19 protein-coding genes and 5 tRNA genes are annotated in these 23,504 nt (G+C 63.3%); 8 read left to right on the top strand and 16 right to left on the bottom strand.

What is annotated here, in order from left to right:
• Positions 1-406 precede the first annotated feature (406 nt).
• Positions 407-1,711: an isocitrate lyase gene (gene aceA / locus L0U81_RS09285; protein ID WP_233804279.1), complete on the top strand. Its 1,305-nt coding sequence runs from the start codon at positions 407-409 to the stop codon at positions 1,709-1,711.
• 268 nt (positions 1,712-1,979) lie between these two features.
• Here aceA and L0U81_RS09290 read toward each other — a convergent pair whose 3' ends face one another.
• Positions 1,980-2,414: a universal stress protein gene (locus tag L0U81_RS09290; RefSeq protein WP_233804281.1), complete on the bottom strand. Its 435-nt coding sequence runs from the start codon at positions 2,412-2,414 to the stop codon at positions 1,980-1,982.
• Between the two features lie 136 nt (positions 2,415-2,550).
• Positions 2,551-3,453, bottom strand: coding sequence for a LysR family transcriptional regulator (locus L0U81_RS09295; RefSeq protein ID WP_233801976.1), 903 nt, complete (start codon positions 3,451-3,453; stop codon positions 2,551-2,553).
• A 151-nt stretch (positions 3,454-3,604) separates the two neighbouring features.
• On the opposite strand from L0U81_RS09295, the gene L0U81_RS09300 reads away from it, so the two are divergent.
• Together L0U81_RS09300 and aceB are read left to right on the top strand one after the other, a co-directional pair.
• Complete coding sequence (locus L0U81_RS09300; protein ID WP_233801978.1) at positions 3,605-4,381, top strand: haloacid dehalogenase type II; 777 nt, start codon at positions 3,605-3,607, stop codon at positions 4,379-4,381.
• A gap of 80 nt (positions 4,382-4,461) precedes the next feature.
• Complete coding sequence (gene aceB, locus L0U81_RS09305; protein WP_233801979.1) at positions 4,462-6,054, top strand: malate synthase A; 1,593 nt, start codon at positions 4,462-4,464, stop codon at positions 6,052-6,054.
• A 124-nt stretch (positions 6,055-6,178) separates the two neighbouring features.
• On the opposite strand, the gene L0U81_RS09310 is transcribed toward aceB, so the two are convergent.
• Positions 6,179-6,580: a gamma-glutamylcyclotransferase family protein gene (locus tag L0U81_RS09310; protein WP_233801981.1), complete on the bottom strand. Its 402-nt coding sequence runs from the start codon at positions 6,578-6,580 to the stop codon at positions 6,179-6,181.
• 178 nt (positions 6,581-6,758) lie between these two features.
• On the opposite strand from L0U81_RS09310, the gene L0U81_RS09315 reads away from it, so the two are divergent.
• Positions 6,759-7,658, top strand: coding sequence for an AraC family transcriptional regulator (locus L0U81_RS09315; protein WP_233801983.1), 900 nt, complete (start codon positions 6,759-6,761; stop codon positions 7,656-7,658).
• A gap of 47 nt (positions 7,659-7,705) precedes the next feature.
• Here the strand turns inward: L0U81_RS09315 and L0U81_RS09320 are convergent, their stop codons facing one another.
• The 7 genes from L0U81_RS09320 to gltX all read right to left on the bottom strand — a co-directional run bounded on the left by L0U81_RS09320 (position 7,706) and on the right by gltX (position 10,651).
• Complete coding sequence (locus L0U81_RS09320) at positions 7,706-8,170, bottom strand: GNAT family N-acetyltransferase (protein WP_233801985.1); 465 nt, start codon at positions 8,168-8,170, stop codon at positions 7,706-7,708.
• Between the two features lie 150 nt (positions 8,171-8,320).
• Positions 8,321-8,397 (bottom strand) — tRNA-Asp (locus L0U81_RS09325).
• Positions 8,398-8,478: 81 nt separating this feature from the next.
• Positions 8,479-8,554, bottom strand: a tRNA-Glu gene (locus L0U81_RS09330).
• Positions 8,555-8,615: 61 nt separating this feature from the next.
• Positions 8,616-8,692: transfer RNA gene (locus L0U81_RS09335), tRNA-Asp, on the bottom strand.
• A gap of 90 nt (positions 8,693-8,782) precedes the next feature.
• Positions 8,783-8,858, bottom strand: a tRNA-Glu gene (locus L0U81_RS09340).
• Between the two features lie 186 nt (positions 8,859-9,044).
• Positions 9,045-9,120: transfer RNA gene (locus tag L0U81_RS09345), tRNA-Ala, on the bottom strand.
• A 121-nt stretch (positions 9,121-9,241) separates the two neighbouring features.
• The gene (gltX, locus tag L0U81_RS09350) at positions 9,242-10,651 is read right to left on the bottom strand and encodes a glutamate--tRNA ligase (protein WP_233801987.1); all 1,410 of its coding nucleotides are present in this window, start codon (positions 10,649-10,651) and stop codon (positions 9,242-9,244) included.
• 489 nt (positions 10,652-11,140) lie between these two features.
• Here gltX and L0U81_RS09355 point away from each other — a divergent pair, with 489 nt between their 5' ends.
• Positions 11,141-12,088 (top strand): patatin-like phospholipase family protein, encoded by a 948-nt coding sequence (locus L0U81_RS09355; protein ID WP_233801989.1) that lies wholly within the window; start codon positions 11,141-11,143, stop codon positions 12,086-12,088.
• A 116-nt stretch (positions 12,089-12,204) separates the two neighbouring features.
• Here L0U81_RS09355 and L0U81_RS09360 read toward each other — a convergent pair whose 3' ends face one another.
• The 6 genes from L0U81_RS09360 to L0U81_RS09385 form a co-directional block, all read right to left on the bottom strand.
• Complete coding sequence (locus tag L0U81_RS09360; RefSeq protein ID WP_233801991.1) at positions 12,205-12,870, bottom strand: C40 family peptidase; 666 nt, start codon at positions 12,868-12,870, stop codon at positions 12,205-12,207.
• Positions 12,871-13,007: 137 nt separating this feature from the next.
• Positions 13,008-14,639, bottom strand: a complete 1,632-nt coding sequence (locus tag L0U81_RS09365) for an ABC transporter ATP-binding protein (protein WP_233801993.1) — start codon at positions 14,637-14,639, stop codon at positions 13,008-13,010.
• Positions 14,636-15,742: an ABC transporter permease gene (locus L0U81_RS09370; RefSeq protein ID WP_233801995.1), complete on the bottom strand. Its 1,107-nt coding sequence runs from the start codon at positions 15,740-15,742 to the stop codon at positions 14,636-14,638. Before L0U81_RS09370 ends, L0U81_RS09365 begins: the two co-directional genes overlap by 4 nt.
• A complete protein-coding gene (locus L0U81_RS09375) occupies positions 15,742-16,779 on the bottom strand; it encodes a microcin C ABC transporter permease YejB (protein ID WP_233801997.1) in 1,038 nt (345 codons plus the stop codon). Before L0U81_RS09375 ends, L0U81_RS09370 begins: the two co-directional genes overlap by 1 nt.
• Before the next feature lie 48 nt (positions 16,780-16,827).
• The gene (locus L0U81_RS09380) at positions 16,828-18,744 is read right to left on the bottom strand and encodes an extracellular solute-binding protein (RefSeq protein WP_233802000.1); all 1,917 of its coding nucleotides are present in this window, start codon (positions 18,742-18,744) and stop codon (positions 16,828-16,830) included.
• Between the two features lie 192 nt (positions 18,745-18,936).
• Positions 18,937-19,284 (bottom strand): hypothetical protein, encoded by a 348-nt coding sequence (locus L0U81_RS09385; RefSeq protein ID WP_233802002.1) that lies wholly within the window; start codon positions 19,282-19,284, stop codon positions 18,937-18,939.
• Positions 19,285-19,367: 83 nt separating this feature from the next.
• Here L0U81_RS09385 and L0U81_RS09390 point away from each other — a divergent pair, with 83 nt between their 5' ends.
• From L0U81_RS09390 to L0U81_RS09400, 3 genes are all read left to right on the top strand, one after another.
• Entirely contained in the window at positions 19,368-19,655 is a 288-nt protein-coding gene (locus L0U81_RS09390; protein WP_233802003.1) for a hypothetical protein, read from the top strand.
• 89 nt (positions 19,656-19,744) lie between these two features.
• Positions 19,745-21,031: an MFS transporter gene (locus L0U81_RS09395; protein ID WP_233802005.1), complete on the top strand. Its 1,287-nt coding sequence runs from the start codon at positions 19,745-19,747 to the stop codon at positions 21,029-21,031.
• 19 nt (positions 21,032-21,050) lie between these two features.
• Positions 21,051-23,474 (top strand): glycoside hydrolase family 31 protein, encoded by a 2,424-nt coding sequence (locus L0U81_RS09400; protein ID WP_233802007.1) that lies wholly within the window; start codon positions 21,051-21,053, stop codon positions 23,472-23,474.
• Positions 23,475-23,504 lie beyond the last annotated feature (30 nt).

Genomic DNA, 23,504 nt, shown 5'->3' on the forward strand with positions numbered 1-23,504 from the left:
CGCGTAGCAGCCTGACAGCCTCGGACGGCTTCACGCCGTCCCGCAGTCGACATGAAAAAAACCGGTGCTCAGGCGCCGGTTTTTTTTTGCCCCTTGCCTGCCCACCCCAAATTTCACGATGTAAAAAAATTTTTTGCGTCGTAAAAAATCATGCTGCAAGGCACAAGAAGAGGCGTTGCAACAGGGAAAATATCGTTTCTTATTGCGAAACGTCATATTCAACCTATTGATTTAATAGAAAAATAAATATCTGAAAAACGCTTTGCGGCGCCTATTGCGGCTCCATCGATTTGCCTAGACTCTTATATAAGACTTCACGAAACAGAGCGCCCTGCCGGGCCCGATGCTTCGAGAAGACAGAGTCACCCATCCTCCATAACAGGCATCGAAGGAGCACATCATGACCATGACCCGCGAACAGCAAGTGCAGGAACTCAAGCAGCAATGGGAAACGGACCCGCGCTGGAAGGGTGTCAAGCGCACCTATTCGGCCGAAGACGTGGTGCGTCTGCGCGGCTCGGTGCAGCCCGAACATACCCTCGCGAAGCGCGGCGCGGAAAAGCTGTGGGCCGCCGTGAACAACGAGCCGTTCGTCAACTCGCTCGGCGCGCTGACCGGCAATCAGGCGATGCAGCAGGTGAAGGCTGGTCTCAAGGCCATCTATCTGTCGGGCTGGCAGGTGGCCGGAGATGCGAACGTCGCCGGCGAAATGTATCCGGATCAGTCGCTGTATCCGGCCAACTCGGTGCCGCTCGTCGTCAAGCGCATCAACAACACGCTGACGCGCGCCGATCAGATCCAGTGGTCGGAAGGCAAGAATCCCGGCGATGAAGGCTACGTCGACTACTTCGCGCCGATCGTGGCCGACGCGGAAGCGGGCTTTGGCGGCGTGCTGAACGCGTTCGAACTGATGAAGGCGATGATCGAAGCGGGCGCGTCGGGCGTGCACTTCGAAGATCAGCTCGCATCGGTCAAGAAGTGCGGCCACATGGGCGGCAAGGTGCTCGTGCCGACCCGCGAAGCCGTCGCGAAGCTGACCGCAGCGCGTCTGGCCGCCGACGTCTCGGGCGTGCCGACCGTGCTGCTCGCCCGCACCGACGCGGAAGCCGCCGACCTCGTCACGTCGGACATCGACCCCAACGATCGCCCGTTCCTGACCGGCGAGCGCACCGTGGAAGGCTTCTACCGCACGAAGCCGGGTCTCGAGCAGGCGATCTCGCGCGGTCTCGCGTATGCCCCGTACGCCGACATGATCTGGTGTGAAACCGGCAAGCCGGACCTCGAGTTCGCGAAGAAATTCGCAGACGCGATCCACAAGGAGTACCCGGACCAACTGCTGTCGTACAACTGCTCGCCGTCGTTCAACTGGAAGAAGAACCTCGACGACGCGACGATCGCGAAGTTTCAGCGCGAACTCGGCGCGATGGGCTACAAGTTCCAGTTCATCACGCTGGCCGGCTTCCACGCGCTGAACTACTCGATGTTCAACCTCGCGTACGGCTATGCGCGCAACCAGATGACCGCGTTCGTCGAAATGCAGCAGGCGGAGTTCGCGGCGGCCGAAAAGGGCTTCACCGCTGTCAAGCACCAGCGCGAAGTCGGCACCGGCTACTTCGACGCCGTGACGCAGACGGTCGAGCGCGAAGCATCGACGACCGCGCTGCACGGTTCGACGGAAAACGAGCAGTTCTTCGACAAGAAGGTCGCCTGAGATCAGCCGATCGGGTTGAGCAGTCCCGTAGCCTGAGCGCAGGAACGATTGGCAAACGTCGAGCGGCACCGCCAGAGTGCCGCCGACACAGGGAGGGCCGTGCCGTCCCGGATTGGCAGGAGCGTCGCCGCGAATGCCGACGGCCCGGACAGTCTGAGAGAAGCCAGCACGCGGCCCGCGTGCGGCGAACCTGAACGCGCCGGTCTCGCCGCCGACGCGTTTTTTTTCGAAAGCGCGCGCGCCGGCACGCAACCGGCAGCGCGCCGTTTCAGCGATAAACGATCACGGGAATCTTCGTATGGGTGAGCACACGCTGCGTTTCACTGCCGATCAGCAGGCTGCCGAGCCCGCGCCGCCCATGCGATGCCATGAAGATCACGTCGCAGCCGCCCTGCTCGGCCGCTTCGATGATGCCGAGATACGGCGCCGGATGGACGCTCGTGCGGCTCTCGACACTGACGCCCACGCGGTGCGCGGCATGCTCGACTTCGCGCAGATGCACGCGCGCTTCGCGCTCGCTGCGTTGCAGGAACTCGCCGGGCGGTTCGACCGCGACGTCGGAGAACGGCGAGTACGGATATTGCGGCAGACACGCGTACGCGGTGACACGCGCGCCGACGGCCTGCGCGAGGTCGATCGCGCCCGCTATCGCCTTGCGTGACAGGTCTGAACCATCGGTCGGAACCAGAATGTGCCTGAACATCATGCCCTCCGTCGCCGGCTGCGCGCAGCGCGGCGTCAGCGTCCAACCAAGCCCCGGGTGCAGGCCGCTCGAAACGATTGTAGTGCGTGTGAATGTAGGTAAGGATCGGCTTCGTGTCGGTCTGGAGATTGGCGCATCAGTCCCAGTAACCGGGTTCTCCGTACGTATGCTTGAGAAAGTCCAGAAACAGCCGCACCCGCAACGGCAAATGACGGCGTTGCGGGAACACCGCGTGAATGCCGATCGGCGGCGCGGCAAATTCGTCGAGCACGCTGACGAGGCGGCCTGCGGCGATCTCCGTGCCGACCTCCCACCACGAGCGCCACGCGAGTCCGTGCCCGGCAAGACACCATTCGTGCAGCACCGCGCCGTCCGAGCACTCCATCGTGCCGGACACCTTGATCGACACGACCTTGCCGTCCTGCTGGAACATCCAGCCGCGCTGCTGGTTCGCGCTCGCGCCGAGCGCGAGGCAGTTGTGGCGCGCGAGATCGGCGAGGCTGTGCGGCGCGCCGCGCCGGCTCAGATATGCGGGCGACGCGACGCATACGCGCCGGTTCTCGGCGAGCTTCAGCGACACCAGCGACGAATCGGGCAACTCGCCGAGCCGCACCGCGCAATCGAAACCTTCGTTGACGAGGTCGACGAGGCGATCGGACAGATCGAGCGTGATCGATACGTCCGGATGCGCGATCGTGAAGGCTGGCACCAGCGGCGCCACGTGCCGGCGCCCGAAGCCGGCCGGCGCCGACAGCCGCAGATGACCGCTCGCCTTCACGCCGCCCGCCGACACGCTCGCCTCGGCGTTCTGCATGTCGTGAAGGATGCGCTGGCAGTCTTCGAGAAACGCCGAGCCTTCGAAGGTCAGCGTGATCTTGCGCGTCGTGCGCACGAGCAGCTTGACGCCGAGGCGCTCTTCGAGCGCGTCGATGCGTCGGCCGATGATCGCGGGCGCGACACCCTCGGCAAGCGCCGCAGCGGACAGGCTTCCTTTGGCCGCGACGGTAGCGAAGGTCTCGATCTGCTTGAAACGGTCCATGAACGATATGCGCCACGGCGACGCGCAAAAGTGAGTGGTGCGAGTCAGATTAGGTATATGAAAGTAAAAGATCAAGTGATTTTTAGCCTATTTTTTAACACCTAGAGTCACCAATACAATCGATCCCGACCTCTGACAGGAGCGCATGGCAATGTCGGCCACAACGACACCTTCCCCGCGAGCAGTCATTTTCGACGCCTACGGCACGTTGTTCGACGTGCATTCGGTGATCGCCGCCGCGGAGCAACTGTTCCCCGGCCACGGCGACGCGCTGTCGCAGCTGTGGCGTCAGAAGCAGATCGAATACACGCAACTGCGCACGCTTGCTGCGCGTACCGACCTGCCAGGCGAACACTACCGCCCGTTCTGGGACATCACCCTCGACGCACTGCGCTTCGCCGCGAAAAGACTGCAGCTCACGCTCGGCCGCGCGGCCGAAAAGCGGCTGATGGACGAATACGCGTGCCTGTCCGCGTTTCCCGATGCGGTGCCCGTGCTACGCGCGTTGCGCGAGTCGACCGCCGCGCCTCGCGTGGGGCTTGCGATTCTGTCGAACGGCAATCCGCAGATGCTCGACATCGCGGTCAAGAGCGCCGGCATGAACGCCCTCTTCGATCACGTGCTGTCGGTTGACGCGGTGCGCGCGTACAAACCCTCGCCCGCCGCGTATGCCCTCGGCCCCGACGCGTTCGGCGTGTCCGCGCGCGAGATCGTGTTCGTCTCGTCGAACGGCTGGGATGTGGCGGGGGCGACATGGTTCGGCTTCACGACGTTCTGGCTGAACCGGCAGAACCTGCCCGTTGAGGAACTCGGCGTGAGCCCCCGTGGCACTGGCGGCGGCATGAACGATCTTCCGGGCTTTCTGGAGACGCTCGCGGCGGCGCCGCGAGCGACCGGCAGTCGCAAACGCGCCAGCCCGCGCGAATGACGGCGGCCCACGCCTGCGGCAACCCACTCCCCCCTTTTCAACCTTCTCATTTCTGCAATCTGACCGACCAAGGAGAAAACATGGCTCATTCGCTGTCGCTGCCGCAGGGCATGGAAATCACCGGAGACATCAAGCCCGGCTTTGAAGCGATCCTCACGCGCGACGCGCTGGAACTCGTCGCCGCGTTGCATCGCACGTTCGAGCCGCGCCGTCAGCAGTTGCTGCAGGCCCGCGTCGAACGCACGAAGCGGCTCGACGCGGGCGAGCGGCCCGACTTCCTCGCCGCCACGAAGAGCGTGCGCGAAGGCGACTGGAAAATCGCACCGCTGCCGCAAGACCTGCAATGCCGGCGCGTCGAGATCACCGGTCCCGTCGAGCGCAAGATGATCATCAACGCGCTCAATTCGGGCGCGGACTCCTACATGACCGACTTCGAGGATTCGAATGCGCCGAGCTGGGACAACCAGATCACCGGGCATATCAATCTGAGGGACGCGGTGCGCCGCACGATCTCGCTTGAACAGAACGGCAAGTCGTACCGGCTCAACGACAAGACCGCCACGCTGATCGTGCGTCCGCGCGGCTGGCATCTCGATGAGAAGCACGTGAAGGTCGACGGCAGGCGCGTGTCGGGTGGCATCTTCGACTTCGCGCTGTACATGGTGCACAACGCGAGGGAACTGATCGCGCGCGGCTCGGGCCCGTACTTCTATCTGCCGAAGATGGAGAGCCATCTCGAGGCCCGTCTGTGGAACGACATCTTCGTCGCCGCGCAGGAAGCGGTCGGCGTGCCGCGCGGCACGATTCGCGCGACTGTGCTGATCGAGACGATCGTCGCCGCGTTCGAAATGGACGAGATCCTGTACGAGCTGCGCGAACATAGCTCGGGCCTGAACGCGGGTCGCTGGGACTACATCTTCTCGGCAATCAAGAAGTTCAAGAGCGACCGCGACTTCTGCCTCGCCGACCGCTCGCAGATCACGATGACCTCGCCGTTCATGCGCGCTTACGCGCTGCTGCTGCTGAAGACCTGCCATCGACGCGACGCGCCGGCGATCGGCGGCATGAGCGCGCTGATTCCGATCAAGAACGATGCCGCGGCGAACGACAAGGCGATGGCCGGTGTGCGTTCGGACAAGGCGCGCGATGCCGGCGACGGCTACGACGGCGGATGGGTTGCGCATCCGGGTCTCGTGCCGGTCGCGATGGAAGAGTTCGTCAAGGTGCTCGGCGACAGGCCGAACCAGATCGGCAAGCAGCGCGACGACGTGCTCGTCACCGCGACCGACCTGCTCGACTTCCGCCCCGAAACGCCGATCACGGAAGCGGGTCTGCGCAACAACATCAACGTCGGCATTCACTACCTCGGTTCGTGGCTTGCGGGCAATGGCTGCGTGCCGATTCACAACCTGATGGAAGATGCCGCCACGGCTGAGATTTCGCGCTCGCAGGTCTGGCAATGGATCCGCTCGCCGAAGGGCAAACTCGACGACGGCCGCAAGGTGACGGTCGAACTGGTGCGCGAGCTCGCGGTGCAGGAGCTGGACAAGGTCAAACAGACGGTTGGCGGCGATACGAAGCCGTACGAGCGTGCCGCTCAGATCTTCGAGCAGATGTCGACCGCGGAGCAGTTCACCGATTTTCTGACGCTGCCGCTTTACGAAGAGATTTGATGGTGCTCATGATGGTGGCTCGAGCGCGGTAGGCGCGATCGAGCCATGTGATCGCATCGAGACAAGCTGAACGACGGCGCGCCGGGGACATGCCTCGCGCGCCGTTTTTTTTGCGTGTGCCCAGTCAGCGCGTGCGCCGATGTTCGATCCAATCGCCCGAGCGGATTTCGGGCAGCCCTTTGACCGCGTTCGGTGCGACCGGATAGAAGCGGCAGTTCACGACGTTGCCTTCCACTTTGACCATCACCTCGCGCGCCAGAAAACGATCCTCGACGCCCGGATACACGGCCTCGATTTCGTCGAGCACCGCGACTAGCGCATCGTCGATTTCATAGACGTCGCCGCGCACTTCGATGCCAGCCTCGTCGGCGACGAGGCCAGGGTAGTCGCCAAAATCGAACAGATGACCGCGCACGGTGGTGCTGCCGAGCAGGCTCGGCGCGGGAAGCTCGTTGCGCGCGGCGGCTTCGCTGATGTCGTTCGCTTCACCGGCACGCAGTGTGCCGTAGACAAAGACGGTCTGCATCGTTGTTGAGTCTCCCTGATCTGAGGTGAAGTTGGTGGCTCGGGAAATCAGCCCATTATGCAGCGCAGACCCGTTGGCAACATCAACCGGGCACGCTCTACAATGGCTCAAGCCCACGACGGCGACAGGCGGCAACCACGCTTCGCCCCCATTGCACCGTTATCCGACCGACCTTGCCATGACCTCGTCCGCCGACTCCGACCTGTTGAGCCGCGTGCGTTTCGCCGATATACCGCCGGAGTTCGCGCCGAACGACACGCATCCTATCCGCGTGCGCTCGCGGCCGATGCCGGCCGGCTCGCATATCGCGCGCCATACGCATGCATGGGCGCAGGTCGCCTATGCTTCGCGCGGCGTGCTGCGCGTTGCGACGACGGGCACGACGTGGATGGTGCCGCCGTCGCGCGCGATCTGGCTGCCGCCGCATGTGACGCACGAAGTGATCGCCGTCGAGGATGCGTTCCTGCGCACACTGTACATCACCGAGAGCACGGTGCCGGCGGCGCTCGATGCGCCGCGCGTCGTCGAAGTATCGAACCTGTTGCGGGAGGTTATTGCCGCGCTCGATACGCCTAACCTGTCCGCGGCGCGCGAGCAGTTGCTCGGCTCGCTCGCGCTCGACGAACTGACGCGCTCCGAGCCACTGCCCCTGTCCGTTCCGATGCCGGGTGAAAAGCGGCTGCGCGCGCTCTGCGAGGCCGTGATCGCCGACCCGACACATGGCGAGTCGCTCGAGCAGTGGGCATCGACAGTCGGCGCGAGCACGCGCACGATCGCGCGGTTGTTTCGCCAGGAACTGGGGGTGAGTTTTTCGCAGTGGCGTCAGCAGGCAATTCTCGCGCGCGCCATTCCTCTGTTGAGCCAGGGACGGCCGCTGTCGCACGTCGCGCAGGAATTGGGCTATCAAAGCCAGAGCGCTTTTTCGGCGATGTTCCGGCGTGCGTTCGGCGCGAGTCCACGCGCGTTTATCGAGCGAGGCGCTGAGCATCGCGCGAGCAACGGCGAGCATGACGACGCGCAAGAGGAAGATGAAACGGCGCAGGAGGAAGCCGGTTCGGCGGACGCGGGTGAGCGGTGAATGGCGATGACTAGCGGTGCGCGTCGGCCATCAACCCAGGCCCCGCCTCAAACCCGCCGCGCCAGATGACGGATTGCGCCTAGCTGCGCGAGCCGCGGCCCGGCGAGCTTATAGCCCTTGCGCTGATACAGCCGCGCCGCAGGATTATCGACGAACACGCGCAACTGCAACTCGCGCAGCCCGCGCTCACGCGCCCATTGATGCGAGATGTCGAGCAGAAACGTACCCGCGCCAAGCCGCCGATACCCTTCGGCAATCTGCACGTCGCGGATATGCAGCGAATCGCCCTCCTCGGTGATACGCAGCACACCCATCGGCACGCCGTCCACTTCGAGAATGAAATTCTCTGATTCGTGCCAACTGCCCAGAAACAGATCGCTGCGCCAGACCAGATGATGCCGGCGATAGTAGCCGCCCATGTTGTTGCGCGTCAGCGCCTCGGCAAACTCGAAATCGTCCATGCTGGCCGTACGCAGATGGAACGGCAACGGAGCTTCGGTGGGGTCGAACATGGCGGGACCGCTAGGATGAGTCGGCTCAACGGTAAAACAGGCCGGGCACGCTGGCAATGGCTGTTTGTCCCGAGCCTTCCGGGTGTCGGCCGGCGATGGGCAGTGGAAATAAAAAAAGCCCACTTCTTGCGAAGTGGGCTTTCTCAAATCTGGCGGAGCGGACGGGGCTCGAACCCGCGACCCCCGGCGTGACAGGCCGGTATTCTAACCAACTGAACTACCGCTCCGGATTTTGCATCGCAAGCCTGCGAGCCATGCTCGCCGCCTGCTGCACCGTTCAAACTTCCAACCGAACGACGCCGATGTTCTGGCGTCCCCTAGGGGATTCGAACCCCTGTACTCACCGTGAAAGGGTGATGTCCTAGGCCTCTAGACGAAGGGGACAACGTACTGCTTACACCTTTAATGAAAAAGCCCGTTCAGTTTTTAGTGAACGGGCTTTGTCTGGCGGAGTGGACGGGACTCGAACCCGCGACCCCCGGCGTGACAGGCCGGTATTCTAACCGACTGAACTACCACTCCAGTCTTTACACCCTGCTTGCGAGCGTCGGTTAATTCTCTGCAAGCTGCGCTGCTTTACTACTACTCAAATACTAAAGCGACGCTGATGTTTGGCGTCCCCTAGGGGATTCGAACCCCTGTACTCACCGTGAAAGGGTGATGTCCTAGGCCTCTAGACGAAGGGGACAAAATCTTTTCAGATCCGTCTTAATTCGCTATTAACTCACTCAACTCGCGCTAACTTTTCAGTTAATTCGCCAAGTTGTTTTCGTCAACTGCGAAGACCGCTATTTTAACTACATTTCAGCGATTTGGGAAGTCTTTTTTTCTACAACTCTCAGACTTCTTAACCACTTTAACTTCTCTGCTCTGTTGGTGGAGGTAAGCGGGATCGAACCGCTGACCTCTTGCATGCCATGCAAGCGCTCTCCCAGCTGAGCTATACCCCCGCGCACATCAGAGAAACGAGATTCTAGAGGGTGATCTGCGCTTTGTAAATACCCTATGAGCAATTACATGCGAATTTTTCCCGGCGGCATGAGGATGTCTCTCACGCCCACCAGCAACTGTTCAGCCGAGCGCATTTTCGATACGGCTAACGACGACGTCGCGACCGAACAGCATCAGCACGCTATCGATCGACGGCGTATGCGTCGTCCCCGCCACCAGCAGACGCACCGGCATCGCGAGCTGCGGCATCTTCAGCTTGTGCGCGCCGAGCGTGACCTTCAGCGTGGCAGCGATCGCTTCCTTCGTCCACTCCACCGTCTTCAACGCGGCGGTCAGATCAGCGAGTGCCGGACGAACCGCATCGGTCACGTGCTGTGCGAGCGACTCGGCATCGGGTGCCGGCGTGCGATAGAACATCGCGGCGTTCTGCGCGATCTCCTTTACCGTCGACGCACGATCCTTCATCAGGCCCACCACGCCGACCAGATCCGGACCTTGCGCGAGCGTGGCTTCGTCGATGCCAAGCTCCGCAAAGAACGGCTTCGCCAGTTCGGCGAGACGCGCGTTGTCCGCTTCCTTGATGTAATGCGCGTTAAGCCAGTTCAGCTTGTCGTGGTCGTACTGCGCCGGTGACTTGCCGAGATGCTCGAGATCAAACCACTCGATAAACTGCTCGCGCGTGAAAATCTCCGCGTCACCATGCGACCAGCCGAGACGCGCCAGATAGTTGACGACCGCTTCGGGCAGATAACCCGCATCGCGATACCCCATCACGCTCATCGCGCCGTGGCGCTTGCTCATCTTCTCGCCCTGCTCGTTCAGCACGGTCGGCAGATGCGCGTACACCGGCGGCTCGCCGCCGAGCGCGCGCAGAATGTTGATCTGGCGCGGCGTATTGTTCACGTGGTCATCGCCACGGATCACATGGGTGATGCGCATATCGAGATCGTCGACGACGACGCAGAAGTTATACGTCGGCGTGCCGTCCGGGCGCGCAATCACGAGGTCGTCGAGTTCTTCGTTCGAGATCTCGATGCGGCCTTTCACGGCGTCGTCCCACGCAACCACACCGGTCAGCGGATTGCGAAAGCGCAGCACCGGTTGCACACCCGCGGGCGGCTGCGGCAGCACCTTGCCCGGCTCCGGTCGCCACGTGCCGTCGTAGCGGGGCTTTTCGCCCGCTTCGCGTTGACGCTCGCGCAGCGCGTCGAGCTCTTCGGTCGACATGTAGCACGGGTACACGAGCCCCGCGTCCTGCATCTGCTTCAGCACTTCACGGTAACGATCCATGCGCTGCATCTGGTAGAACGGACCTTCGTCGTAATCGAGGCCGAGCCACGCCATGCCTTCGAGAATCGCGTCGACGGATGCGGTCGTGGAGCGCTCGAGGTCTGTGTCTTCGACTCGCAGCACGAAGGTCCCTTTCATCTTGCGCGCGAACGCCCATGGATACAGCGCGGAGCGGATGTTGCCCAGGTGGATGAAGCCGGTGGGACTCGGTGCGAAACGGGTACGAACGGAGGTGGTCATTAGCGGTTACTCGGAAAACGGGCGCCGGCGCTCAGGCGGACATGACTGCGAAGCGCGGCAGCGAAGCGTGCCCATGCTGCGCGCGACGTCGCGCACGGCCACGAAGGAAATAAGTGCAAGAGTCGAATTATACCTTCCGCAAGCGGGTTGCCGCCCTCGCCCGCATGGCCCGAGGCGCCTGGGCGAACGGTGTCCGGACGATTGCGCACGCGCCTTTCCTCCGCTCGCCCAACCCAATTAGAAAAAAACCGCGCCAGTTCCGAATACTTCCTCTGCAACGTTTCATTACAGCGGACCGCGCGAACTGATCGTTTGCTTTAAGATGTGCGCGCGCTGCAATGGGGGCCGACCCGCACATCGATCCGATACACGGTGGTACCCTCCCCCAGCGCATGGAATCGCCGCCGGCGATCCGCCTGGCCTGACCTCAGCCTGATCACGGTATGCGCGACGCCGCCTGTGTCGCCTGAACCGTTGCTGGAGAACCCGTTGAAACCCTCATCCCCCCGTTTGAGCCGCCGCAACTTTTCGCTGGCGGCCGCATCCGCGGTGCTTGCCGCCTGCACCACGACCGGCGGCAAACTCGGTGGCGAGCCGATCACCGCGACGCCCACCGTTCCCCCGCCGCCTGAAAAAGCGCAACAGAAGCCGGTGCGCGTTGCGCTCGCACTCGGCGGTGGCGCCGCGCGCGGCTTCGCGCACATCGGTGTCATCAAGGCGCTCGAGGCACGCAATATCCAGGTCGATCTGGTGGTCGGCACGAGCGCCGGCTCGGTGGTCGGCGCGCTGTACGCGTCGGGCATGAACGGCTTCGCGCTGAACAAGCTCGCGCTGTCGATGGACGAAGCGTCGATCAGCGACTGGGCGATGCCGTTTCGCACGCGCGGCTTCCTGCAGGGCGTCGCGCTGCAGAACTACCTGAACACGACGCTCAACAACCGTCCAATCGAGAAGATGGCCAGGCCGCTCGGCGTGGTCGCGACCGATCTGCAAACCGGCCAGCCGATCCTGTTCCAGCGCGGCAACACCGGCATTGCGGTGCGCGCCTCGTGCAGCGTGCCGTCGATTTTCGAACCGGTGAAGATCGGCGGTCGCGAGTACGTGGATGGCGGCCTCGTGAGCCCGGTGCCTGCGTCTTTCGCGCGCAAGATGGGCGCGGATTTCGTGATCGCAGTCGATATCTCGCAGCGAGCGGAAACCGGCGTGACGGCAAGCTCGTTCGACGTGCTGATGCAGACTTTCACGATCATGGGCCAGACGATCAAGGCCTACGAACTCGACAAGTACGCCGACGTGGTGATCCGGCCGAATCTCGCCGCGATGAGCGGCAGCGACTTCACACAGCGCAACGCGGCGATCCTCGCCGGCGAGGAAGCGGTCGCGAAGATGATGCCGGAATTGCAGCGCAAGCTCGCCGCGCGGCGGATGGGCGCCTGAAAGCGGTTTGGGCGGCGCGCCGTCTGCGCGCGCCGCCATCGCAAAAATACGCGCCTCAAACGCAAAAAGCCTGCTTCGAATGAAGCAGGCTTTTTTATCGCCAGTTCAGCGCGGAATCAGTTATTCCCGCCGATCGTCGCGGTCACGCGCTTGCGCAAATCGTCGCCCTGATACGAGGTCTCGATCCGGCGCGCCCCCGTGAAGCGCTTTTCCCAGTAGCCGTCATCCATGTCGTCGACGCGGATCGTGCTGCCGGTTGACGGCGAGTGCACGAATTTGTTGTCGCCGATATAGATGCCGACGTGCGAGAACGTGCGGCGCATCGTATTGAAGAACACCAGATCGCCCGGCTTCAGGTCGCTAACGCGCACCTTCTCGCCCATGCGGCTCATTTCCTCGGCACGACGCGGCAGCGCGAGGCCAAGCGTGTCCTGGAACACGTAGCGCACGAAACCGCTGCAATCGAGCCCAGAATCCGGCGTATTGCCGCCCCAGCGGTAGCGAACACCGATCATGTTCAGCGCGCCGACCACCACGTCGCCCGCTTTGCCGGCCATGCCGGAAAGGAACGATTTGGCGCCGCCGCTATTGCTGTCGGCAGCTCGGGGTTGCGGAGTGAGGAGCGAGAGAGGATCCGAGCCGTTGGTGCTCGGATACGAGGCATTCTGATTAAAACTGCTTACTTCGTCGGCAAACGCGCCGGGAGTTGCTGCCATCAAGACGCCAATGAACATCCCGGCGACGACGCGCGTGCAAGCCTGGGTGAAGTTTCTTTGCTGCATTGGTCGGTAGTTTTTGCCAAAAAATCAGGGGTCTGCGGAAAAAAGTTTGATCGATACTAGCCAGTAAGTATTTGCGTGTCAAAAGGAATAGGAAAATTCAATCGAGTTACGCACCCAATTGGGGAAAGGGTGAAAAATCAACGGTCAAGCGCTGCTTTCAGTAGCTTTCGCGTGTAAGGATGTGACGGAGTCGCAAAAATTTTCTCAACTTCGCCGGTCTCGACGATCGATCCGTTTTGCATCACTACGACGCGGTGCGCCATGGCCCCGATCACCTCCAGATCGTGGCTGATGAACACGAAGCCGAGGTTGTATTTGTGCTGCAAGCCGGTGAGCAGCTTGAGCACCTGCTGCTGGATCGAGACGTCGAGCGCGCTGGTCGGTTCGTCGAGGATCAGCACGCGCGGCTCCAGTACCAGCGTGCGCGCGATCGCGATGCGCTGCCGCTGGCCGCCCGAAAATTCATGCGGATAGCGATACAGGGCCGTCCGGTCGATGCCGACTTCGCGCAGCACCGCGACCACCTTGTCGCGCCGCGCCTGCGGCGTCATTTGCGGCCGGTGCAGCGCGAGCCCCTCGCCGACGATTCGCTCGATCGTCTGCCGCGGCGAAAGCGAACTAAAAGGATCCTGAAAGACGACCTGCATGTTCGAGCGCAACGCAGTTTTTTCGGCGCCGCGATAGCTCGCGAGCGCCCTGCCCTGAAACTCGATCTCGCCGTGCGCGGTGCGCTGCAGACCGAGCAGCGCCATCGCGAGCGTCGACTTGCCCGAACCCGACTCGCCGACGATCCCAAGCGTCTCGCCCTGGCGAACCGACACGTTCGCCGCGTCGACCGCGCGAAAGCGGCCCGAGCCCAACCAGCCACGCAGCCCAGGCAGCTTCGTTTTGAAGTCGACCGACACGTCGCGCGCTTCGAGCAGCACCGGCGAGATCGGCAGCACCGGCGCGACCTCGCGCTGCGGCCGGCTCGCGAGCAGCCGCTGTGTGTACGGATGCCGCGGCGCCTCGAACACCTGCTCGACCGTGCCGGTTTCGACCAGCACGCCCTGCTCCATCACAGCGACACGCTGTGCGAAGTGACGCACGAGGTTCAGGTCGTGCGTGATCAGCAACACCGCCATGCCGCGCTTTTGCGCTTCGTCGCGCTGCAGTTCCAGCAGCAGTTCGACGATCTGCGCGCGGATCGTTACGTCGAGCGCGGTAGTCGGCTCATCGGCGAGCAGCAGACGCGGCCGGCAGGCGAGCGCCATCGCGATCATCGCGCGCTGCCGCTGTCCGCCCGACAGCTGATGCGGGTAACTGTTCACGCGCTTCTCCGGCTCGGCGATGCCGGTGCGCGCGAGCAGCGCGACCGCGCGCTTCGCTGCCTCGGTCGCGCTGACGCCATCGTGCACGACGATCGTCTCCGCGATCTGGTCGCCAATCGTGTAGAGCGGATTGAGCGCGGTCATCGGCTCCTGGAAGATCATCGCGATGTCCGAGCCACGCAGGCCGCGCATCGCGCGCTCGCTCTTCGCGAGCAGGTCTTCGCCATCGAAGCGGATCGCGCCGCTCACCTGCGCGTCGGAGAGCAGGCGCAGCACCGACAGCGCGGTCACGCTCTTGCCCGAGCCCGATTCGCCGACGAGCGCGACACGCTCGCCGCGCGCGATCGCGAGCGTGACGTCGTCGACGGCGACCGTGTCGCCGAACGCGACGCGCAGATGGTCGAGTTCGAGCAACGGCGTATCGGTCGATTGCGGATCGATATGCGGCAGAGCACTCATTGCCCACCTCCGGCGCGCATGGCATCGGAGATACGCGTGTCGAGCGCGTTGCGCAGCGCGTCGCCCATGAAGGTCAACAGCAGCAGCATGGCCACCAGCACGCCGAAGGTCGACATCGAGATCCACCACGCGTCGAGATTCGCCTTGCCCTGCGCCAGCAGTTCGCCGAGGCTCGGGGTCGGCGGTGGCACGCCGAGCCCGAGGAAATCGAGACTCGTCAGCGCGAGAATCGCGCTGCTCATGCTGAACGGCAGGAACGTGATGACCGGCGTCAGACTGTTCGGCAACACGTGACGCCAGATGATCTGCCCATGCGACAGACCCATCGCGCGCGCGGCGCGCACATAGTCCTGCTGGCGATTGCGCAGGAACTCGGCGCGCACGTAATCCGACAGCCCAATCCAGTTGAACAGCGACAGCAGCACGATCAGGAGCGCAAAGCTGCGCTCGAAGATCGACGAAAAGATGATCAGCAGATAGAGCTGCGGCATCGCGTTCCAGATCTCGATCAGACGCTGCCCGACGATATCGGTTCGTCCTCCGAAATACCCTTGCACCGCCCCCGCCGCTATGCCGACTATCGTGCTGATCACGGTCAACACGAGGCCGAACGCGACCGACACGCCAAAGCCGTACAGCAGTCGCGCGAACAGATCGCGGCCGCGGTCGTCGGTGCCGAGCCAGTTATCGCGCGACGGCGGCGCCGGATTGGGCGCTTTCGAGAAGTAGTTGAGCGTGTCGTAGTAGTAATGATTCGGCGGATACAGCGCGAAGTTGCCCGGTGCATCGAAGCGATGACGGATATACGGATCGAGATAGTCGGTCGGCGTGGGGAAGTCGCCGCCGAAGGTGGTCTCGGCGTAGGTCTTGACCAGCGGGAAATACAGATGACCGTCGTAGCGCACGACGACCGGCTTGTCGTTCGACCACAGCGGCCCCACGAGACTCGCCGCGAACGCGACGACGAAGATGATCAGGCTCCAGTAGCCGAGGCGCTGCTGGCGAAAACGTCGCCACACGCGGCGCGCCGGCGCCGGCGACATCAGTGCGCGCGCGGGTTCGGTGCGCGCCGCCGCATCGGCGGAAAGGCGGGCTCGATTCATCAGCGCTCCAGTTGTTCGAATTGGATGCGGGGATCGACCCACACGTAGCAAAGGTCGGAGATCAGCCGCGTGACGAGGCCGATCAGCGTAAACAGATACAGCGTGCCGAGCACGACCGGATAGTCGCGCCGCATCACCGATTCATACGAGAGCAACCCGAGCCCGTCGAGCGAAAACAGCGTTTCGATCAGCAGGCTGCCGGTGAAAAACGCGCCGATGAACGCGCCCGGGAAATTGACGATCAGCGGCAGCAGCGCATTGCGAAACACGTGCTTCCACAGCACGCGCCTCTCGGACAAACCTTTGGCGCGCGCGGTCAACACGTACTGCTTGCGGATTTCGTCGAGGAACGCATTTTTCGTCAGCATCGTGACGACCGCGAAGCTGCCCACCACCGACGCCGTGATCGGCAACGTGATATGCCACAGATAGTCGAGGATCTTGCCGACGAGGCTCAGCTGGTCCCAGTTGTCGGAGGTGAGGTTGCGCAGCGGAAAGAGCTGCAGGAACGTGCCGCCGCCGAACAGCACGAGCAGCAGCACACCGAGCACGAAGCCTGGAATCGCGTAGCCGACCAGTACGACGAGGCTCGTCGCGAGATCGAAGTGCGAGCCGTTGCGCACCGCCTTCGCGATGCCGAGCGGCACCGATATCAGATAGGTCAGGAAGAACGTCCACAGGCCGATGCTGATCGACACCGGCAGCTTCGAGACGATCAGCGACCACACGCTCTGATGACGGAAATAGCTCTGACCGAGATCGAAGGTCATGAAGCGCTTGAGCATCAGCACGTAGCGTTCGAGCGGCGGCTTGTCGAAGCCGTACAGTTGCTTTAGCTGCGCGACCTGTTGCGCATCGACCCCGCTATGCGTGCGCAGTCCGAACGGCGAGGCGCCCTCCGCGCCCTTGCGCAGTTCGTGCGTCATCTGCTCGACAGGCCCGCCCGGCACGAACTGGATCACGACGAAGGTCAGCGTCAGCACCCCGAGCAGCGTCGGGATCATCAGCAGCAGGCGTTTGAGGATGTAGCTCCACATAGCGGTATTCCCGTGCGAAGGCGTTATTGGGGGCGATGGGTCTGCGGATCAATCAGTGCTGTGCGTCTGCGTGCGCGCCTGCGGATCCTCATACCACCACATCGTCGTAATCCAGCCTTCCGCGCCATAGTACAGCGGTAAAGTCTTCGGCCACGCGAGCCCGCGCCTGAACGCGACACGATGCGTACGGCTGTACCAGTGCGGCACCACATAGTAGCCATGCGTCAGCAGACGGTCGAGCGCGTGCGCGGCGTCGGTCAGTTGCTCGCGCGTTTGCGCATGCACGAGCGCGTCCAGCACCGCGTCGACGGCCGGCGACTTCAGGCCGATCGCGTTGTCCGAGCCGGGCGTATCGGCGGTCTTGCTGCCGAAGCGGGTGATCTGCTCGGCGCCGGGCACCTGCACGTCGGGCATGCGAATCGTCGTCACGTCGAAGTCGAATGCATCGAGCCGCTTCTGATAGACGGCGAAGTCGGTGGTGCGGAAATTGACGGTGATGCCGAGCTTCTGCAGATTGCGCGTGAAGGTCGCGATGATCGGCTCCATCGACGAGGCCGAACCCGCGTCGTCGAGTATCTCGAACTGGAACGGCTCACCCTTCGCGTTGCGCAGCGCGCCGTCGCGATAGGTCCAGCCGGCCTGCTGCAGCAGATCGCGCGCCTGCAACAGGTTCGCGCGCAGCGAGCCGGGCGGATCGGTGTCGGGCTGCTTCGGCATCGGCCCGAATACCGCCGGGTCGAGCTGGGCGCGAAACGGCTCGAGCAGCGCGAGCTCGCCTGGCGACGGCAGCCCCTTCGCCTGCCACTCAGTGTTGGCGAAATAGCTGTCGATGCGGGTGTACTGGCTGAAAAACAGTTGACGGTTCAGCCATTGAAAGTCGAGCGCGAGATCGAGCGCCTTGCGCACACGCATGTCCTGGAACAGCGGCCGGCGCGTGTTCAGGAAGAAGCCCTGCATGCCGGTGCCGTTGTGCTGCGCAAACTCGCGCTTGATCAACTCGCCGCTGTCGAACTTCTTGCCGACGTCGCGCCGCACCCAGTTGCGCGCGATGTATTCGACGAGCGCATCGTACTCGCCGGCCTTGAATGCTTCGAGCCGGGCGGTGCTATCCGCATACAGCTTGTAGACGATGCGATCGAAGTTGTTCATGCCGACGCGCACCGGCAGATCGGCGCCCCAGTAGTTCGGATCGCGCCTGAACGTGATCGTGCGGCCGTTATCGTAGCTGTCGATCAGATACGGCCCGCTGCCGATCGGTTTTTCGAACGCGATCTGATCGAACGGAATGCGGCTGCCGTCAGGCTTCATCCCCCACTTGCGCGAGAACACCGGCATGCTGCCCGCGAGCAGCGGCAACTCGCGATTGCGCTCGCGAAACTCGAAGCGCACCGTGGCCGGATCGACGACGACCGCGCGCTTGATCTCGCCGAAAATCGACGCATACTGCGGCGCGGCCTGCGGGCTCTTCAGCGTGTCGAGCGAGAACTTGACGTCGTCGGCGGTCACCGGATCGCCGTTCGAAAAGCGTGCGCGCGGGTTGATGTGGAACGTAACCGACAGGCCGTCGGGCGCGACGACGATGTCGTCGGCGAGCAGCCCGTAGGCCGACGCAACCTCGTCGCTGCTGCCGATCGTCAGGCTCTCGAACATCAGCTCGAGGCCGGGCGCGGCATTGCCGCGCAGCGTGAACGGATTGAACTTGTCGAAGCTCGTCAGGCGGCTCGGGTTCGCGAGCACGAGCGTGCCGCCTTTCGGCGCATCGGGATTGACGTAATCGAAATGCTTGAAGCCGGCCGGATATTTCGGCTCGCCGTATTGCGCGATCGCATGCGCCGCGTGTGCGTGCGGCGCGACCAGCAGACTCGCGCACAGCAGCGCTGCGGCGAACGCGGCGCTCAAGGGTCCGTGAATCACGCTGTGTCGAAGCGGCTGAGGCGTTTGAACCCGTCGCGAGCCAGTTGTCATGGAGTCGTGCTGGTAAGTGGGCAGTGGCGATGTGAGGGGATTCTACCCAATTACCTTGCTCGATCCGGCAGCCGGCTGCGACGAAATGCCCGAAGGACCTTTGTGCCTGCATAAACAAAAACCGCCCTCGAGGGGCGGTTTGTTGCCTGCTTGCGGCAGATCGGCGCGCTTTAGTGCCGACCCCGTGCCGACTCAGTGCCAGCCACGATGCTCGTCGTAGTGACCGCGCGCATAGCCGCCGTGGCCCGGCGGATGGTGGCGATACCATTCGTCACGCCCCCAGTAGCGACGGCCGTCCCAGTAACGATCGCCATGCCAGCCAATCACGATTTGCGGGCCGCCGTAGTACACGGGAGCCGGCTGATAGACGACGGGCGGCGGCGGAGGCGGCGGCGGTGCGTAGACCGGAGCCGGTGCGACGTAGACCGGCGCGGGAATACCGATATTGACCCCGACGTTGAGCCCGGCAGCCATCGCGGCACCCGATGCAGCCAACGTCAACACCCCGAGCACAAGCGGAACAAGACGAGCGGACTTCATTGATCACCTTTGGAGGAACATGTTTTGTTGGCGGAAATATAACGCAAGGCAGCAAGGCCCGTATTTCAACTTTGTAATAACTGATGCTGAAAATCGCCCTCGGCCGGGGACGTAACGCGTGGTTACATCCGTCGGACGGCGGTGAAAAAACGCCGCCCGCGCGGGCGCCGGATCGTTCGCCTGCAGGCTTCGCACAAACGAACATTTTCATGTTCGAAAGAACATATTCATTCAACACACATCCGGCAAGTCATCCGATCACTTGTGCGGACCATGCCGAAAATTATAAATTTATTCCGATAAATCAAGGAATGTTCGGCATAAACTATGGTTTTCCCGAATATCTAGGCGGCTTCCGAGTGGTAGGATGACTGCGAGCGAAAACCAATAAATGTTCGAATTCGCGCATACACGGACGCTGCTTCGAAAGCAATGACTCGATGCGCCACGGAGACTGATTTTGAAAACGATCAAGGGAATGCGCTGGTGGATCATCGCCCTCGTTTGCGTTGGGACGATCGTCAACTATCTGTCGCGCAACGCGCTCGGCGTGATGGCGCCCGAGCTGATGAAGCTGCTGCACATGAGCACGCAGCAGTATTCGTACGTGGTCGGCGCGTTCCAGGTCGGCTATACGGTCATGCAGCCCGTCTGCGGTCTGATCATCGATCTGATCGGACTGCGTCTCGGCTTTGCCCTGTTTGCGTGCCTGTGGTCACTGGTCGGCGTGTTCCACGGCTTCGCGGGCAGCTGGTTTTCGCTCGCCGCGCTGCGGGGCTTCATGGGCCTCTCCGAAGCGGTCGCGATTCCGGCCGGTATGAAGGTCGTCGCCGAATGGTTTCCCGATCGCGAAAAGTCTGTCGCGGTCGGCTACTTCAATGCGGGCACCTCGCTCGGTTCGCTGCTCGCGCCGCCGCTCGTCGTGTTCCTGTCGCTGCGCTACGGCTGGCAGAGCGCGTTCGCGGTCACCGGCGCGCTCGGCTTCGTGTGGGCCGCCGCATGGTTCGTGCTGTACCGCTCGCCCGCCGAGCACAAGCGCGTGAGCGATGCCGAGCGCACCGCGATCGTCGAAGGTCAGGCACCGCCCGCGGCGCGCCGTGCGAGCGTGCGTGAAGTGCTGCGCACGCGCCGCTTCTGGGCGATCGCGCAGGCGCGCTTTTTCGCCGAGCCCGCGTGGCAAACGTTCAGCTTCTGGATTCCGCTTTATCTCGCCACCCAGCGTCATATGGACCTGAAGCAGATCGCCATGTTCGCGTGGCTGCCGTTTCTCGCCGCGGACCTGGGCGGCCTGTTCGGCGGCTATCTGTCGCCGTTCCTGATGAAGCATTTTCGCGTGCCGCTGATCTGGTCGCGCATCTCGGGCGTCGTGCTCGGCGCGCTGATGATGCTCGGCCCGGCGTCGATCGGTCTCGTCGCATCGCCGTATCAGGCCATCGCCCTCTTCTGTGTCGGCGGCTTCGCGCACCAGATGATCTCGGCGCTCGTCAACACGCTTGCCGCCGACGTATTCGATCCGGGCGAAGTCGGCACCGTCGCCGGCTTCGCGGGGATGGCCGCGTGGATCGGCGGCCTCGGCTTCTCGCTGATGGTCGGCGCGCTCGCCGATTCGATCGGCTACACGCCGCTGTTCGGCGCGCTCGGCGCATTCGACATCATCGGCGCGACGCTACTGATCATCCTGATGCGCGGTGTGCCGCGCCACGGCCGCGCGCGCCGCGCCGAGCTCGGTGTCAGAACCGCTGCGTGACCTCCCTCGAACACTCATCATGCGCTCATTGATCAATCTCAAGCATCCGCCGCGCTTCGCGCTCGCCCCCACCGCGGGCAACCCGGTCGTGCTGACCGCACAGCCGGATTGCCGCATCGAGCTGTTCGTGCTCGCCGAAGACATCATCCGCGTGCTCGTGCTGCCGGACGGCGAAACCCGCGGCCCGCGCACATGGGCGATTGCGCCCGGCGCGGACGACGTGCCGCTCGAAGGCCGCGAGCGCCGCGACATGAGCGGCTTCACGCCGCCGCCGTTCACGGTGAAAGAAGCCGCCGGTCAGGTTGTGATCGAAACGGCACGCGTGCGCGTAAGCGTCACGCTCGAAGGAGGTGCATGTGCGTGGGACATCCTGCACGAAGGCACGTGGCGGCGCGTGATGAGCGATCGCAAAACCCAGGCGTATAACTTCGGCTGGTGGGACTCGCGCGTGTATCACTACGTGGAGCGGCGCCGCGACGAAATGTACGTGGGCCTCGGCGAGCGTGCCGGCTCGCTCGATCGCGCGCAGCAAAGCTATGAGATGCGCAACATCGACGCGATGGGCTACAGCGCGCGCACCACGGACCCGCTGTACAAGCACATCCCGTTCTACGTGACGTGGCAGCCGCAAACGTCGACGGGCTTTGGCCTCTTCTACGACACGCTGGCCGATTGCCGCTTCGACATGGGCCGCGAGCTCGACAACTATCACGGCCACTACCGGCACTTCATCGCCGAGCATGGCGATCTCGACTACTACTTCATCGCGTCGCCCGGCTCGCCGCTCGACGCGGTGCGCCGCTTCACGTGGCTCACCGGACGTCCCGCGTGGATGCCGAAGTGGGGACTCGGCTATTCGGGCTCGACGATGAGCTACACCGACGCGCCGGACGCACAGCGGCAGATGGGCGAATTCATCGAGCGCTGCCGCGAGCACGACGTGCTGTGCGATTCGTTCCATCTGTCGTCGGGCTATACGTCGATCGGGCCGAAGCGCTACGTGTTCAACTGGAATCACGAGAAGTTTCCAGACATCGACGGCTTCGTGCAAAGCTACCTCGATCACGGCGTGCGTCTGTGCGCGAACATCAAGCCGTGTCTGCTGCAGGACCACCCGGCGTTCGACGACATCGCCAAGGCCGGCCTGCTGATCGAAGCGCCCGACGGCGACCCCGCATGGGTGCAGTTCTGGGACGAAGTCGGCGCGTATCTCGACTTCACGAATCCCGCCACGATCGACTGGTGGAAATCGCGCGTGAAGGAAGCCCTGCTCAGATACGGCATCGCAGCCACGTGGAACGACAACAACGAGTTCGAGATCTGGTCGCCGCATGCGATCGCGCACGGCTTCGGCAAGCCTTATCCAGCGCACGAGGCGAAGGTACTGCAGACCCAGCTAATGATGCGCGCGTCGCACGACGCGCAGCGCGAGCACACGCCCGACAAACGCCCGTTTCTCGTGTCACGCTCGGGCGGCGTCGGCATGCATCGCTACGTACAGACGTGGTCTGGCGATAACTACACGTCGTGGGAAACGCTGCGCTTCAATCTCAAGATGGGGCTCGGGCTCGCCATGTCGGGCGTGTCGAATAGCGGCCACGACATCGGTGGCTTCTCGGGTCCGGCGCCGGAGCCGGAACTGTTCGCGCGCTGGGTCGCGTTCGGCATCTTCCTGCCGCGCTTTTCGATTCACTCGTGGAACGACGACGGCACCGTCAACGAGCCGTGGATGCACCCCGAAGTCACGCGGCATGTCGCTGACCTGATCAAGCTGCGCTATCGCCTGATCCCCTATCTATACGAGCTGCTGTGGCAATCGCATAGCGCGTACGAGCCGGTGCTGCGGCCGCTGTTCGCGGAGTTTCCGCACGACCCGCGCTGCCTCGTCGATGGCGACGACATGATGCTCGGCTCGTCGATGCTGGTCGCGCCGGTGGTCGATCCAGGCCTGAGCACGCGCGACGTGTACCTGCCGGCCGGTTCGCGCTGGGTGTCGTACTGGAGCGGCGAAGCGTTCGACGGCGGCCAGACCGTGACGCTGCCCGCGCCGTTCGAACGTCCGGTATTTCTGCTGCGCGAAGGCAGCGTGATTCCACTGAACGTCGCGGAGCAGCACTTCGGCCGTCCCGCCGACGAGCGCGCGTTCCTCGCGATGCCATATGCCGGCGCGGGCACCGCGCAAGGCGGCTCGATTGAGGACGACGGCGAGACCGAAGCCTGGCGCCACGGCGAGCAAGGCCGCTGGAACGTCACGCTGACGGGCGACGACACCACGTTGCGCGTGACGCTCGAACGTCCGCAATGGATGCTCCACGCGCAGTCGCAAGTGCGCGTGTTTGTGCCGATGCACGAAACGCGCGCGATCGTTTGCACGAACAGCACGCTCGTGGCCGATCACAACGCGGACGGCTGGCGCTGCCTGACCATCGCGCTGACGCACTGAGACACAAGATCACCCACTCCCGCTACTAGG

The organism is Paraburkholderia sp. HP33-1, assembly GCF_021390595.1.
GTDB lineage: Bacteria > Pseudomonadota > Gammaproteobacteria > Burkholderiales > Burkholderiaceae > Paraburkholderia.

Excerpts from the sequence above, each read along its gene's own strand:
- gltX (WP_233801987.1), bottom strand. The coding sequence starts at position 10,651 with ATGACCACCTCCGTTCGTACCCGTTTCGCACCGAGTCCCACCGGCTTC.
- L0U81_RS09390 (WP_233802003.1), top strand. The coding sequence starts at position 19,368 with ATGCTGAAAATCGCCCTCGGCCGGGGACGTAACGCGTGGTTACATCCG.
- L0U81_RS09375 (WP_233801997.1), bottom strand. The coding sequence starts at position 16,779 with ATGTGGAGCTACATCCTCAAACGCCTGCTGCTGATGATCCCGACGCTG.
- L0U81_RS09290 (WP_233804281.1), bottom strand. The coding sequence starts at position 2,414 with ATGTTCAGGCACATTCTGGTTCCGACCGATGGTTCAGACCTGTCACGC.
- L0U81_RS09300 (WP_233801978.1), top strand. The coding sequence starts at position 3,605 with ATGTCGGCCACAACGACACCTTCCCCGCGAGCAGTCATTTTCGACGCC.
- L0U81_RS09370 (WP_233801995.1), bottom strand. The coding sequence starts at position 15,742 with ATGAATCGAGCCCGCCTTTCCGCCGATGCGGCGGCGCGCACCGAACCC.
- aceB (WP_233801979.1), top strand. The coding sequence starts at position 4,462 with ATGGCTCATTCGCTGTCGCTGCCGCAGGGCATGGAAATCACCGGAGAC.
- L0U81_RS09400 (WP_233802007.1), top strand. The coding sequence starts at position 21,051 with ATGCGCTCATTGATCAATCTCAAGCATCCGCCGCGCTTCGCGCTCGCC.
- L0U81_RS09365 (WP_233801993.1), bottom strand. The coding sequence starts at position 14,639 with ATGAGTGCTCTGCCGCATATCGATCCGCAATCGACCGATACGCCGTTG.
- L0U81_RS09295 (WP_233801976.1), bottom strand. The coding sequence starts at position 3,453 with ATGGACCGTTTCAAGCAGATCGAGACCTTCGCTACCGTCGCGGCCAAA.
- aceA (WP_233804279.1), top strand. The coding sequence starts at position 407 with ATGACCCGCGAACAGCAAGTGCAGGAACTCAAGCAGCAATGGGAAACG.
- L0U81_RS09315 (WP_233801983.1), top strand. The coding sequence starts at position 6,759 with ATGACCTCGTCCGCCGACTCCGACCTGTTGAGCCGCGTGCGTTTCGCC.
- L0U81_RS09310 (WP_233801981.1), bottom strand. The coding sequence starts at position 6,580 with ATGCAGACCGTCTTTGTCTACGGCACACTGCGTGCCGGTGAAGCGAAC.
- L0U81_RS09380 (WP_233802000.1), bottom strand. The coding sequence starts at position 18,744 with ATGACAACTGGCTCGCGACGGGTTCAAACGCCTCAGCCGCTTCGACAC.
- L0U81_RS09385 (WP_233802002.1), bottom strand. The coding sequence starts at position 19,284 with ATGAAGTCCGCTCGTCTTGTTCCGCTTGTGCTCGGGGTGTTGACGTTG.
- L0U81_RS09320 (WP_233801985.1), bottom strand. The coding sequence starts at position 8,170 with ATGTTCGACCCCACCGAAGCTCCGTTGCCGTTCCATCTGCGTACGGCC.
- L0U81_RS09360 (WP_233801991.1), bottom strand. The coding sequence starts at position 12,870 with ATGCAGCAAAGAAACTTCACCCAGGCTTGCACGCGCGTCGTCGCCGGG.